12 protein-coding genes and 1 tRNA gene are annotated in these 14217 nt (G+C 64.9%); 3 read left to right on the plus strand and 10 right to left on the minus strand.

Going from position 1 to position 14217, the window contains the following annotated elements; genetic code table 11:
- Positions 1-43: 43 nt before the first annotated feature.
- Both QOZ99_RS01215 and QOZ99_RS01220 read left to right on the plus strand, forming a co-directional pair.
- Positions 44-754, plus strand: a complete 711-nt coding sequence (locus tag QOZ99_RS01215) for a FadR/GntR family transcriptional regulator (protein ID WP_306888054.1) — start codon at positions 44-46, stop codon at positions 752-754.
- Positions 755-963: 209 nt separating this feature from the next.
- Positions 964-2148, plus strand: coding sequence for an acetate/propionate family kinase (locus QOZ99_RS01220; protein ID WP_306888055.1), 1185 nt, complete (start codon positions 964-966; stop codon positions 2146-2148).
- Positions 2149-2178: 30 nt separating this feature from the next.
- On the opposite strand, the gene QOZ99_RS01225 is transcribed toward QOZ99_RS01220, so the two are convergent.
- Entirely contained in the window at positions 2179-2844 is a 666-nt protein-coding gene (locus QOZ99_RS01225; RefSeq protein WP_306888056.1) for a hypothetical protein, read from the minus strand.
- Positions 2841-5066 carry a GumC family protein gene (locus QOZ99_RS01230; protein ID WP_306888057.1) on the minus strand — a complete coding sequence of 742 codons (2226 nt, stop codon included), beginning with the start codon at positions 5064-5066 and terminating at the stop codon, positions 2841-2843. Before QOZ99_RS01230 ends, QOZ99_RS01225 begins: the two co-directional genes overlap by 4 nt.
- A 330-nt stretch (positions 5067-5396) precedes the next feature.
- Between QOZ99_RS01230 and QOZ99_RS01235 the strand changes: the two genes are divergently transcribed.
- Positions 5397-5930 (plus strand): polysaccharide biosynthesis/export family protein, encoded by a 534-nt coding sequence (locus tag QOZ99_RS01235; RefSeq protein ID WP_306888425.1) that lies wholly within the window; start codon positions 5397-5399, stop codon positions 5928-5930.
- Positions 5931-6246: 316 nt separating this feature from the next.
- On the opposite strand, the gene QOZ99_RS01240 is transcribed toward QOZ99_RS01235, so the two are convergent.
- From QOZ99_RS01240 to QOZ99_RS01275, 8 genes are all read right to left on the minus strand, one after another.
- Positions 6247-7605, minus strand: coding sequence for an O-antigen ligase family protein (locus QOZ99_RS01240; RefSeq protein WP_306888058.1), 1359 nt, complete (start codon positions 7603-7605; stop codon positions 6247-6249).
- A 152-nt stretch (positions 7606-7757) separates the two neighbouring features.
- A complete protein-coding gene (locus tag QOZ99_RS01245; protein WP_306888059.1) occupies positions 7758-8501 on the minus strand; it encodes a metallophosphoesterase family protein in 744 nt (247 codons plus the stop codon).
- Between the two features lie 117 nt (positions 8502-8618).
- Positions 8619-9887 (minus strand): outer membrane beta-barrel protein, encoded by a 1269-nt coding sequence (locus QOZ99_RS01250; protein ID WP_306888060.1) that lies wholly within the window; start codon positions 9885-9887, stop codon positions 8619-8621.
- A gap of 217 nt (positions 9888-10104) precedes the next feature.
- Positions 10105-10821, minus strand: a complete 717-nt coding sequence (locus QOZ99_RS01255; protein ID WP_306888061.1) for a hypothetical protein — start codon at positions 10819-10821, stop codon at positions 10105-10107.
- Between the two features lie 860 nt (positions 10822-11681).
- Entirely contained in the window at positions 11682-12470 is a 789-nt protein-coding gene (locus QOZ99_RS01260) for an ATP12 family chaperone protein (RefSeq protein ID WP_306888062.1), read from the minus strand.
- On the minus strand, positions 12457-13137 hold the full coding sequence (locus QOZ99_RS01265) for an HAD-IA family hydrolase (protein ID WP_306888063.1): 681 nt from the start codon (positions 13135-13137) through the stop codon (positions 12457-12459). Before QOZ99_RS01265 ends, QOZ99_RS01260 begins: the two co-directional genes overlap by 14 nt.
- Before the next feature lie 57 nt (positions 13138-13194).
- Positions 13195-13270, minus strand: a tRNA-Val gene (locus QOZ99_RS01270).
- A gap of 613 nt (positions 13271-13883) precedes the next feature.
- A complete protein-coding gene (locus QOZ99_RS01275) occupies positions 13884-14162 on the minus strand; it encodes an HU family DNA-binding protein (protein WP_183191041.1) in 279 nt (92 codons plus the stop codon).
- Positions 14163-14217 lie beyond the last annotated feature (55 nt).

Raw genomic sequence — 14217 nt, forward strand, 5'->3', positions numbered from 1 at the left:
CGCATATATCGAACCAATCTAAACTTTGGTTGAGCCCGCACCCATGCTGACGCCGCCCAGCGATATCCATCCCGAGAAAGGCGTTGTCACGCAGCTGCGCGCCTATCTCGCGCAGTCCGATCTCGCGGAAGACGGCCGCCTGCCGCCCGAGCGCGAACTTGCCTCGGCGCTCGGCGTCTCGCGCGCCGAGCTGCGCAAGGCGCTGGATGTGCTGGAGGCCGAGGGCCAGCTCTGGCGTCATGTCGGCAAGGGCACCTTCATGGGCAGCCGGCCGCTCGACACATTCGCCGACATCGCCGCCCTCGCCCGCCGCAGCAACCCGGCCGAGGTGATGCGCGCGCGAATTGCCATGGAGCCGGAGATCACCCGCGCCGCCGCCTTCACGGCCACCCCCGCCGATATCTCGGAAATGCGCCTGTGCCTGGCCCGCTCGCGACAGGCGGAGACCTGGCGGCAATATGAGGGCTGGGACACGCGGCTTCACCGCACCATCGCCGAGGCCACGCAGAACAGCCTGCTGCTCGGCCTGTTCGATACGCTCAACGCCGTGCGGCGTGCGGTGACATGGGGCCGGCTGCGCTCCGTGCCGGTGCGCCCGCTGCCCAGTCACCACAGCTTCGCCGAGCATGAAGCCATCGTCGACGCCATCGAGCATCGCGACATGGCCGGCGCGGCGAGCGCCATGCGCGCTCACCTGATGACGGTGGAGCGCAAGCTGATGGAAAAGCAGATGCGCGCCGCCGGCGAAGGCTGACATCCGCGGGTGCTTGCGCCAGCGCAACGACGCAGCCTTCCGCGCGCCCCTACGGTGCCGGGAGAGCCGGAGCGTGAAAGGCTCGGAGATGACAGGTGGCCGCGCACGCGGCAGGCTGCTCGCTTCAGTGCGGCGCCCTGCCAGTCGCACGGTCGTCGCATCGCCGGCCGACATTCGACCCGAGCAGGGCCTAGAAGAAAGGACGGGCGATGAGCGAGGCGCTTTTCGTCGTCAATGCCGGCAGTTCAAGCATCAAGTTCAAGCTCTACCGCATCATCGGTGAGGACATTGCCCCGTTGATCGCCGGAGCGCTCGACGGCATCGGCACCCAGCCGAAGCTGAAGGCGACGGATGCGGACGGCGCGGTGCTGGTCGAGCGCGGCTTCACGCCCGAGAAAATCGCCAGACCCTCCGATGCCCAGCACGCCATCGGCGACTGGCTCGCCCCGCTCCTCGCCGACCACCAGCTCATCGGCGTGGGACACCGCGTGGTGCATGGCGGGCCGCATTACGCGCACCCGGTTCTGGTCGACGATACGGTGCTGGCCACGCTGGAGAGCTTCATTCCGCTGGCGCCGCTGCACCAGCTCACCAATCTCGATCCGATTCGCGTGCTCCGCGCACGCCGGCCCGACCTGCCGCAGGTCGCCTGCTTCGACACCGCTTTCCACCGCGGTCATCCCGAACTGGCCGACCGATTTGCCATCCCGCGCGCGCTGTATGATGACGGCGTGCGTCGCTATGGCTTTCACGGCCTGTCCTACGAATATGTCTCCGGCCGGCTGCGCAATATCGCTCCCGATCTGGCCGCGGGGCGCGTGGTGATCGCGCATCTGGGCTCGGGCGCCTCGGCCTGCGCGTTGCTGGACGGGCGGAGCATGGAATCCACCATGGGGTTCACCGCGCTCGACGGCCTGCCCATGGGCACGCGCTGCGGCGCGCTGGACGCTGGCGTCGTGCTGCATCTCATCGAGCAGAAGGGCATGAGTCCGGCCGAGGTCGGCCACATGCTCTATCATGATAGCGGGCTGCGTGGCCTCTCCGGCATCAGCAGCGACATGCGCGAATTGCTGGCCTCACCGGAGCCCGCCGCCGCTCTCGCGGTGGATTATTTCACGCTGCATGTCGCGCAGGCCGTCGCCCGGCTATCCGTCACGCTCGGCGGGCTCGACGCGCTGGTCTTCACGGCCGGCATCGGCGAACACGCGCCGCCGATCCGCGCGCGAATCGTGGCGCGTCTGGCGGTGCTCGGCCTTGCCCTCGACGAGGCCGCCAATGCCGCCGACGCGATCGAGATCCACGCGCGCGACAGCCACGCCCGCATCTTCGTGCTGCCGACCGACGAGGAGCGCATGATCGGCCTGCACACGCTCAAGCTGCTGCGCCCGGCCTGAACGCGTGCCGGGCGTCGCGGACCGAACAGCCTATTGCGAGGGGTGAAGGTAGGCCTTGTACTCCGACTCGATCTGCTTGCGCCGTGCCGGGTTCAGCGTGTTGGCCACCATGGACCAGTTCATCTGGTAGCCCTGCAGCACGTCCGCCCGCGTCGCGAAATCCAGTTCGAAGAAATAGCGCCGCTTCTGGTCCGCGCTGGCCGCGTCCCAGACAATGGGCATGAACGTAAGCCGCCACCGCAGGTTGTGATATTCACGTGGTGCGGTGAGGCTGGACATCTCCCAACCGGCCAGCGCGAGGTCCGGCCGCGACATGGCGAGCCCGGCGGCAGCAACATCCTCCCAGGCATTTGCCGAGACCGGGTCGATCTTCAGCACCCCGACTGCCGCTTTCATGTTCTCCGGCGCCGTCAGCGACAAGCTCCGGGTGAAATGCGCGTAATACACGCGCGCGCGATTGCGCACCCCGGGCGTATCGCGCCACTCGGCGAAAGATGCGCGCCAGGCCGGGAAGGTGCTGAAATAAGGCGTGCCGGCATATTTGGAGCTGAGCAGTGCGCTCGCCGCATATTGCAGCTGGCTGAACCTGAACAGCTGCACGCCTTCATAGACGAGGCCGGCGCCGGCGGCGAACAGGAACAGCGACAGCACCAGCCCTGCCGGCCGCAGCGCAACAGGAACCGACTGCGCGCTCATCCGACGTAGTATTTCTTGTAATAGGCGGAGGAGTAATAGGAATACCGGCCATATTTCGGCGTGCGGCGCAGATCGACCATGTTGAAGGCGATGCCGCAAACCTTGCGGTCACCGGCCAGCCGCTCCAGCGAATGGCGCACGAACTCACGCGCGGTCGAGTTCCAGCGCACGACGAAGACCAGCTTGTCGGCTATCGGCGCCAGGACGGCGGCGTCGACAACCGGCCCGATCGGGGGGGCGTCGAGCACGATCAGGTCGAAGCTCTGGCGCAGCTGCTCCACCAGGCTCTGCATGCGCCCGGAACTCAGCAGGTCCGGAGGGCTCTGCGTCTTGGCACCGGAGCCCAGAACATAGAGACCGGAAGACTTGTCACGATAGAGAATGCCCTCGGACGATGCGGTCTGGGCCAGCAGTTCGACCAGGCCGGCGCGCTCGGTGAGGCCGAATTGCTGCGACACCGAGGGGCGACGCAGGTCGCAGTCGATCAGCAGGACCCGCTTGCCCGATGTCGCCGCCGACACGGCCAGCGCAATCGCCAGCGAGGTCTTGCCTTCGCCGGGCGAGGCCGAGGTCAGTTCGATAACCTGTGGCGGATTGTCAACATCCGACATCTGCACGCCGGCGCGCAGGCTGCGTACCGATTCACTGAAGCGCGACAGCGGTTTGCTGATGAGATAATCGAGCACCGGCACACTGTCCTTGCCCTTCTCGCCCGACAGATCCACCCACTCGATGGAGGAGAGCACCGGCAGGCCGGTCGACTCCTCCACCTGGCGCGGACTGTTGAAGCCCGCATTGAGCATTTCCATCAGCAGAGCGATGCCGATGCCCGCCATCACGCCCAGCAGGCCGCCAACGGCGACCAGGATCTTCTTCTTCGGGAAGGACGGCGCGGAACTCACCACGGCCGGCGTGATGATGCGCGCGTCCTGGATCGTCACCTCGGATTGCTCGCTGGTCAGCTTGGCCTGACCGAGGAACGTCTCGTAAAGTGTCCGGTTGGCGTCCGCGTCGCGCTCAAGCTCACGCAGGTGCACGGTGAGCGCGTTGTCCGCCGTCGTCTGGCCGGAAACCGCCGCGACATTCGCCGACATGGCATCGGCACGGCTCTTGGCCACCTCATAGTCATTCTTGAGATTGGCGACGATGCGGGAAATTTCCCCGGTGATCAGCCGCTCGATCTCGCGCCGCTCCGCCCGCACATTGACCACGAGCGGATGGCGCTCCCCATAACGCGACACGAGGTCCGCCTCGCGCGCGGAGGTTGCGGCCAGCCGGCCGCGCAGGTCGCTGATGACCCCGGACGACATCACATCGGGAATGGCCTCAACCTTGCCCCCGCTGGCCATCAGCTGGCGCGCCTGCTCGTATTTCGCGAGCTTTCCGGCAGCCTCGGTCTGAATCTGCACCAGCTCCGCATTGACCTCGGACAGCTGCTGCTCGTTCAGCGTGCGGGAATCGACGGAGACAAGGTTGTTGTCGCTGCGGAACTTCTGCACCGCCTGTTCCGACTTGCGCAGCCCCTCGCGCAGCGACTGGAGGCGATCGGACAGCCAGGACGAGGCCCGGCGGGCGGCCTCGTAGCGGTTTTCCAACTGGTCGACGATGTAGGCATCGGCGATAGCGTTGGCCAGGTTGGACGCCTTTTGCGGGCTGATCGAGGTGACGGACACCGACAGGATGGGGGTGCGCGTCACGCGCTCCACCGTCAACGCTGCGCGTAGCCGCGCCACCGTGTCGCGGATCGCGGGTGAGATATCGCCCTTGGCGGCGACGTTGGCGCCCGGCGAATCGGCAAGCGATGCGCGGGTAGCCGGCGCGAAGCCGAGCCATCCGCGCATCGTGTCGAACCACGAGCGCGCGACAGGACGTTCGCCGAATTCGGGATCCTGGATCAGATTCTCGCGCTCGACCACCCGCTTGAGAAAGTTGAGCGAGGTGAGGATGGCGATCTGGCTATCGACCATGGTCGAATCGCGCTGCTCCTCCGCTCCCATGATCGCGACGCCGAGATTGTTGCGCGAGGAGGAATCAAGCAGAATCTGCGCCGTGCTCGTAAAGCGGGGCGTCAATGAATAACTGATGACGACGGCAACTATGACGAAAGTCGAAGCAATTGCGACAATCAGCAACCAGCGACGAAGAGCGAAATCGACAATATGATGAAAATCGAAACTCTCGCTGTCCTCTTGTTTCGCCACGCCCGCAATTTGTCCGTGCATCTCGACTTCTCTGAACGTCCACAGATCGGACTCGACCCTACGCGGCGCGTATGGCACGCTTAAGTCGACTCTCAGTTTGCATTATACTCGGTAGGGCTGCGATTCCTAGAGACGCCCTTGGGCGCCGATGCTAGAATTTTGTTCGTGCACGGGCGATCGCCGGCGAGACGCGGGGCAGGAATCCAGATCAGGTTCTGTTAGCCAGGCAGTAATTCCGTGCGCAAACGTGCTTTGGTCTAACAAGGTAATATAATGTTATTTCCGAGCGTAAGAGAGCTTGCCCCGTCCCGGAAGGCGATATCCACCACGCGACGGGCATTACTCATCATGATGGTCGGCTCCGCCGTGGCAGGCTGTGCCGGAACGCCCGGAGCCCCTCCCCCTGCGGCCGCTTCCGAAACCCCGCCAGAATACGTGCTCGGCACCGGCGACCGCATCCGCGTCACCGTCTTCAACGAGGAGAGCCTGTCCGGCGAGTTCGAGATCGACGCCTCCGGCGTCATTTCAATTCCGCTGATCGGCAATATCAAGGCTGCCGGCAAGACACCCCGGCAGGTCGAGCAGGATATTCGTGGCCAGCTCGCCTCCGGCTATATGCGCGACCCGCGCGTGAATGTCGAAGTGCTGAAATACCGCCCCTTCTACATCATCGGCGAAGTGACCAAGGCGGGCGAGTACGATTACCGAAACGGCATGAACCTGCTCAGCGCCGTGGCCGTGGCGGGCGGCTTCACCTACCGGGCCAATGACCAGACGGTGTATATCCGTCGCGCCGGGCAGACGCAGGAAAATTCCTATCCCGCGACCACGACGACGATGATCTATCCGGGCGACATCATCCGGGTGCCGGAACGGCTGTTCTGAGCCTACCCCTCCCCGCGTTGGGCACCGATCCGGCGAATTCCGGCGCGGTGTCACCCGGCAGGGGCCCCCACCCCGGCGCGGCGAGATCCGCCCGCGCCGGCAGTCGTCCGGTCACCGCCAGTGCTCCCGCGCCGGGCGCGCATTCGGGCAACTCAAACGGCGTAGATAAACGTGCGGATCAGGCGAGCCGAACAGCGCGCGCGCTGGCGCCGCGGATGGTGAGGACTGCCGTTCCGATGCCCCCGTTCTGGTGAAGGCCTCCCCGATCCGTTGCCACGCGGGCGCTTCGCGCGAACCGGAATCGGCCGACAGGCGACTAGCGGCTGGTATCGAGCCGCCGGCTCCAGCTCTGCGCCAGTCCCGCGCCGAGCAGGGCCGCGAAGGTGAGCGTCACCGCCTGGATCTGCAGGCTGAAATCCAGTGTCGCGTGCGCCAGCACGAGGGCACTCGCCGCCAGGGTGATCAGGCTGACCATCGGCAATGTCTCGCGCCCGAGCGCGTTGCGGATCATCTGCACGAGCAGCCCGCCCAGCAACAACGCGACGGCCAGCGTGGCGGGTAGCCCGAGATCGAACAGCAATTCCACATAGCTGTTATGCGCCTTGTCCCAATGGAAAAGAATGCTGTCCATCAGGTCGTTGGGATCGCGATAGACCGCGAAAACCCGGTCGAAGCTGCCATAGCCGAACCCCGTCCACGGCGCGTCGCGCGCCGCCTCGAAGGCGCGCCGCGCGACGCTCAGGCGCACGCCAACGTCTCCGCTATCCGCCAGCCGGTCGGCGAACAGACCGCCGAAGGACAGTACCAGCGCCGCGATCACCGCCCCCGCCACCGACAGGATGGCAATGGAGACAATCCGCTGCCGCCCCAGGGCCACCGTGGCCACCAGCAGCGTGATCACGCCGAGCAGGCTGGCCACGATGCCGGCCCGCGAACCCGTTCCCAGCAGCGCAACCGTGACCACCATCATCGCCAGGACCAGAACCAGCCCGCGGCGGATCATTGCCTCGACAAAGGCGGCCACCCGCAACGCGATCGGCTGATGCCGACCCCGGCTGGCCCGCTGGGCGACACCGAGCAGCAGCCCGACAATGGCGACCAACCCCATGCCCGCATAGGTCGCATAGCTGTTGCGGTTGACGAAGGTCGAGGTCACCGCATCGCGATAATGCGTCTTCTCGACCCAGAGCATCGTGTCCGGAAAGAACCGCACCTGAAGAATGCCATAGACCGCGTAACCGACGGCAGCGACGGCGAAGGCAACGATGAACAGATGCGCGCGCAGCGTATCGCGGCAGAGTTGCAGCGCCAGGTAGAACGCCGCCGCGCAGGTGAGCAGGCGCACCAGGCCAAGGACGCCCTCATCCGGCGTCGCCGAGATGCGCCCGGTCACCGGGCCGGCATCCGGCACCCGCGCCAGAACCTCCCGCGTCGGCTCCCAGAAAGCGCTGTCCCAGCCGCTCGGCGCCCAGCTGGACACCTGGAAGACGATCCAGCCCGCCAGGCCGACGAAGATCACCGCAGCCCAGGCCACGTGCCTCGCGGCGACCGGGCGCGTTCCCCCGCGTGCGACGACGCCCGCCTCGAACAGCACCAGGATGGAGCCGAACAGCGCCGCGTTGAGGCCCCAGGTCGCGAGATCATTGCTGCCGAACAGGAAGGGAAGCCCTGCCACGGCGAGCGCGAACAGGATCAGAAGGACGTCATCGAACGTCTCACCATACGTTCCCCGCCTCAGGAAGGACGGTCCCGAGCGAGCGCCGCGCGTCAACGGATCCCGGGAATAGCCGGCGGATTCATCGGACCGCCGGCGCCCCGCACGCGTGTTCATGTATGGATGATCCGCACCCGATCGCCCTCGAGCGCGACGCAGGTCAGCCGCCCGGTGAGATAGGCCCCCGTATCGACATTGATCCGGTTGGCCAGCACCTCGGGCTCGATGGCGGGGGTGTGACCATGAACGATTCGACCACCGTGATCGAGGCGCGAATCAACGAACAGGTCACGGATCCACATCAGGTCATCCGGCGCCTGCTGGCTCAGGGGCACGCCGGGGCGTATGCCGGCATGACAGAAGAAGTAGCCGCCAACCGCATGCGACGTCGGACGCTGCCGGATGAAGGCGATGTGCTCCCCCGGCACGCTCGCGAGCACGGCTTCACGCAGCCCGTCCTCACGCCCGGCCATGGAGAAGCCGCGCGCCGAAATGCCGTAGGAGAACAGGGTCTCCACCCCGCCATTGGCGAGCCAGCCATCCCATGGCTGGCTGCGGTCCAGAGCGCCCAGCCACATGGCCTCGTGATTGCCCTTGAGGCAGATCCAGCCGTCGCGATCCGCGCCCGTGATCAGCGCCTCGATGACCCGCCGACTGTCGGGTCCGCGGTCGATATAGTCGCCAAGGAACACGATCTGCGACGAGACGGCATCGCGACGGTCGTGCTCGATCTTGTCGAGCAGCGCGCACATGAGATCATAGCGGCCGTGGATGTCGCCGACCGCGTAGACTCGCACACCGTCCGGAATTCGATAAATCGCCGGACGCGCCGTCACGCGAAAGCGTGAAAAGAACATGACCTATCCGGCCTTCGACATTCCGACGGCATTCTGGCCCGTCATTGGGCAAACATGCCCCATATCAAAACTCCCCGCAAATCGCGGGGAGTTTCAAATTTCAGCGATCATACGGCTTCAGTACGCGAGGCTGATACCGGCCGACACGATGTTCTGAGTGTAGTTCTCGACACCGGCGATGCCGTTATAGTTCGACGTGAAGTCCTGATAATTATAGGTCAGGCGCGCCGTGGCATGACGGTTGATCAGGTAGCGCAGCTCGCCGCCGAGCGTGTACTGGTCATCGTTACGCGGCAGGTTCTGGTAATCCTGGTTGTTGTAGCTGAACCAGGCCGACATCAGCAGGTTGCGCCGGAACTCGTAATCGCCACGAACGCCAAACGTCGAGCTGATGATACTCGAACCCTCAACCGTCCCGACCGAGTAGTTCGACGTCAACACGTCCTGCAGGGCGGTGAATGTCATCGTCAGCAGAGGCGAGGCGAACCAGTTGATGTTCGCGCCGTAGGTGAAATGCGGCACGGACTCCAGCGTACCGTCCGTCGTCCAGTCGGTGTAGCCGACATAGACCTCGCCACGCGTCAGACGCGACGGCTCGAACTGCAGACCGGTGGTGATCCAATACTGCTCGGCGTCATAATCGGTGTTCTCCATAAAGGACCACCGGTACTTGCCTTCCACGAAGGCGCTGGTCAGGGGGCTGATGAAGTAGCCGACACGGCCGCTGACCGTGTAATCCTGACCGTCGCGGTATGTCTGATCCGACGGTGCGCCGTCGAGCCAGCTCGAATAGGAGCGATCGCGATAATCGAACATCAACCGCGTCCAGAAGCGGTTGAATTCCTTGCGTAGACCAGCGCCGGCCGTGGTCTGGTCATAGGGCAGCGGGGAGGTGAGGCCATTATTGGTCTCGTCATCGCCCGGCAGTTCGTTCAGATGCGAGTAGCGCGCATAGCCGAACAGTTCCAGATCCGACGACACGTCGATACGGCCATTGCCGCCGACCGAATAGTTATTCCAGTCACCCGTGCTGTAATTCGCGTAGCTACCATTCTCGAAATAGCTGTCGACCGAGAGGTAGTGGCGCGACCAGTTCGATTCCAGCTTCGCTGCCGGCCGGATGATAAAGATCGTATCGCCCTTCGGGGCACTACCCGATGCCGTGATATTGTCGTTATAGCCAACCGAACCGAACAGGGTCGGATAGAGCATAAACGAGCCAAGCTCAATTCCGGTGCTCGTCTTCGGACGATCGAGCACACCGACTTTCGCCGGGTCAAAAGGCCCCTTTTGCTGCAACGGAGGCAGATCCGACGCAAAAGCGAGCCCACCGAACACGCTACCCAAGAGACCGGATACGGCCCCGGCAGCCAATACGCGCTTCATCTGCTCGCCCCACCCATTCCCCGCGGCTCAAGCTGCCGACGAGTACCCGGTTAAACATCCGCCCTGCCCCGGCAGACCCTCAACTCAAGCCGCTGCCGCGCAAAAGCGGCAACACTGAAAGAAATTCCGAAACCTTACGCCCACCGAGCCGCCAAGGAGCAATATCGAACGGCGGCGATATTCTGCGACCATCAGTGGTGCATCGCACCATCAAGCTTCAGCTGCCGCCCCCACTGCCCGTGAACACCGTCGTAACGGACTCCGTCGGGACGAACTGGCTGGCCTGAATGTTAATCGTGGTCGACTGCGCATTCGGGCTGACGACCACGCTCGACGTGTCCTTGACCAAGGTGGGAACCGAAATCGCCAGCGGATTGGTGTTCGGTTCCGAACTATTATTGTCGGACAGCACCGAGGGAACGAGAGAACCCTGCTCAGCCAAAGCCGCTTCCACCGCGGAACCGAAGGCGCTGCCGCGGGAGAAATCATCCGAAGCCAGGAACGTATTGACCGCCACCAGCGCCGCATTCGCCGACGCGCTGGAAGACGCCTGCGACTGCCAGGCCGCCACGGCCTGAGCCAGACCCTGCGCCATCTGGCTTACCAGGGACGGGTTAACACTGACCGCGATCACGGTCCCGTCAGCGTTCGTCACCGACAGGTCACCGGCCGTACCGCTGGAAATGGCATTGAGCTGAGCGACCAGCACCGCGGCATACGCCGGATTGCTCTGCAGCAACGCCGCAATCTGCCCGGGAACCTGAGGAGGCGCATTGAACGGGACGGACTGACTGGCCGCGAGCACGGACACGATCTGAGCCGTCGCCCACGCCGCGCTTCCGACAGCCGCCGTCTGCGCCCCGGCGGGCACAATCTGAGCCACCAAGCCCAAACCCGTCGCACCAGCGCCGAGCATCAGCGCCACGGCAGCCACGCGCAGCTTTCCCCGAACCATCATACAAACCCCTATCGCCCAGCCCCATTAGGGATAACAGCTGACCGTTGTTACGCTAGTGCAGAAAAGACACACAGGTCAAGAGTTCCGCCAGAAGTCGGGCCAAAAAAAACTGAATTAAATCCGCAATTTGTGTGAAATCCGAAGCAATTTAAGTGCACCTGCAATTCAGCCTCGTCGCTTTCTGTACGGCCGATGAAACACAATACGCCGTCGATCCGAAGACTTCATCAATAACTACTTAACAACACTTAAATCAAACATGATTAACGCAATCTTATCTCGACGAATAGGCGAATACATTCGCAAACAAACGTCGTTTCAACGCTCGCGCCGCGCCGCGCTCAACTATCTGTTGCGCATCCCGTTATGGTGCATTGCAGAAGGCGGAAATCGGTCGATACGCGCGTGTGACGCACCACGCGGCGTGGAAAGCGACGGATTTCTCCCGCTACCCAAGCATTCTGGCGCTCAACGCGGCCTCGACCGGTATCGCTGCCAACCTGTTCCCGGGTCCGCTCCGGATCTTGGCGACATCTACCTCGCAACAATGCCGGCGCGGGCCACGGCTATTCCACTCCAGCTGCGAAGGTGCGAAGTGCTGCCGGCGGCTTTTCTTGGGTCCTGATGAAATCAAACTGACATAAACCGGCAGTCGGAGCCGCAATACTACTATCATACCTGCCCGAATCGCCGCAACCTGGGGAATGGGAGGCCTCCATGCCTGCATCCTCCGGATCGGGCGACGAGTTGCACCCGGCACATCTCTGGGTTATAGGCATGCAATCCCAGATTTCAGTCCGTGGACGCCCGAGAGCCGCACCCGCTGCCCGCCGCCCTCAGGTCAGGTCCGCAGCGGGCGATTCGAGCAGCGCGAGGCATAGCGCCGCCGCCGCGAAGTCGCGGTAGCGCGTGGCGCGGCGGGCGAGAGCCGCGTCATCCACGCCCCAGAGCAGTTCCTGCGCTTCCTCGTCAATATGAGCGGCGCGCCACCCCTGTTCGGCCGACAAAACCCCTCGCCACGCCGCCAGCGCAAGGATCGCGGAGCCGGATAGCGTCGTCATCAGGTTGAGCGAGGCAAGGCGCAGCGCATCGGTTGGCAGATGCTTGGCGATCACCTCAAGCGAACGCGGAGGTTGCTCGACGAAGACAATTCCTTCGCTGAGGACGAACCGGGCGCCCAATTCAACCCGCGCCCAGTCGAGCAGCGGGTCCCACAACTCTTGCTGCAGCGCAACAAGGCTCTCGGGAGCGTCGGCCCGGTAGCACAGCAGATCGCTGCCGGCGTAGCGCACGATCTCGGCCGCCACCTCGGCACGGTTCGCTTCCACGCCGTCGATCGCCGAATTGACCAGCCGCGTCACCGGCATGCTCACCGGGTCGATCCGCTCGCCCTGCCCGTCCCATTCCGCGGCAACCGCTTCCGCCAGCCCGCGCGCCGGCACGATGAAAAGGGCCCTGCCGGGCGTGCGCAACGGCCTCCCGTCCAGTTCGATGCGGAAGGCGCCGTCTTCAGTCGCAGCCGCCGCGGCACGCGCATAGAAGCGCTTGGGCATCGCCCGCTCGCCGAAACCCTGCGGCGGCGCCCCGCGTGTGGGCTCGCCGGCCGGCGGTTCAGTCTCGCTCATGGGCGATCCTCCACAGCAGATCCATGGCCGGCACCAGATGCTCCGCATCGTCGATCAGGTGCTCGGCGCCGGATCGGTTCAGCAGTTCCGCCGCATGATAGCCCCAGGTCACGCCGATCGCCCGCGCGCCCGCCGCGCGCGCCATGATCATGTCGAAACTCGTATCGCCGATCAGCACCGTGTCCTCCGGCCGCACGCCGGCCGCTTCCATCGCCTGCAGCACCATGGCCGGGTGCGGCTTGGAGGGCGCGTCATCGGCGGTCTGGATGGTGACGAAGCGCCCTTCCAGTCCGTGATGCTGCAGCACGGCGGCGACACCGCGCTGCGACTTGCCGGTGGCAATGCCCATCAGCACGTCGTCGCGCGCCGCCAGCCGGTCCAGCACGGTCCGCACGCCCGGATACATCGGCTCCAGGAAACCCGGCTCGGCGCGGATTTCGCGGAACGCCTCGCGGTAGAGATCGGCCATCGCCTCGGCCGGAAAACCGGGGTCGTGATCGCCCAGTTCGCGCATCGCCTCGACCAGAGACAGGCCCACAATGCCCAGCACGCGCCCGCGCGGTGGAAGCACATGGCCGCCGCGAGCAAAAGCACGGGTCATTGCCTCGACGATCACATGCTGGCTGTCGACCAGTGTGCCGTCACAATCGAACAGAGCGAGTTTCACGAGGCGATCATCCGAGGCTCGCCCGCCGCGCCGTGCGGCCGGCAGGCCGGAAAAATTTGGTGGGCGGTGACGGGCTCGAACCGCCGACCCTCTCGGTGTAAACGAGATGCTCTACCAACTGAGCTAACCGCCCAACATATCCCGGCCTGCCCCCTCGCCGGAGCCGATGATCGGCAGCCGGCGTGAGGGACATTGACCGGCGCCAAGCCTGACGGCTGGCAGCCATATACAGAGACCCGGCGCGGCCGTAAACCGGGCTCGCGCCGATCGCAGGTGCGCGGGAGGAGCGAAGGCCGATGCAATCCGCAGGCACTGCCCTTCCGGCGCTGGAGCGCACCCTGTAGCGGACCGTGCGGGGGATGGAGAGCGGGTAATCCGGCGGCGCGCTGGAGCCTTACAACAGCTTGCGCGCAGCCATCGACGCGCAGAACCCCGGCGCAGGCTCTCGCCCGTGACATATCCCGAAACCGACCCAACAGGAGGACGACGGCAACGGGCTATCCGTGTCTGTCGCCGCGCAGGTTGTAACCGCGATACCTCGGCCAGACCGGCCGACGAGGACCTCCCGGTCCCCACCGCCCTGCAACAATCGCCAAGCGCCGTGCTCGCCACGGGGTCGCTGCGCAGCATGCATAAGGCAACCGCACGCGACACCCGCGACGAGGAGACAACATTCCGGCTCGGCCGCGCCTCGCCCTGCGCCCCGCAACGCGAGGGGGCGCCGACCGCCGCCGGAATGCTCGAAATCAGCCGTTGACGATTTCCTTGAGGCCCTTGCCCGGCGTGAACTTCGGGGCCTTGGAAGCCTCGATCTTCACCGGGTTGCCGGTACGCGGGTTGCGGCCTTCGCGCGCGGCGCGGGTCACGACGGAGAAGCTGCCGAAGCCGATGAGCTTCACTTCCTCGCCAGCCTTGAGCGAGGCGGCGATGGCATCGAAGGTCGCGTCGACCGCGGCCGCGGCAGCGGCCTTCGTCAGCTTGGCCTGCTCGGCCACGGCGGCGACGAGTTCGTTCTTCGTGGTCATGAGACCGGTCCTTCCCTTGATTGCACAAGAATCGCCGGCTGCATGCACCAGCGAC

This window comes from Ancylobacter amanitiformis (genome assembly GCF_030814815.1).
GTDB classification, from domain to species: Bacteria; Pseudomonadota; Alphaproteobacteria; order Rhizobiales; family Xanthobacteraceae; genus Ancylobacter; species Ancylobacter amanitiformis.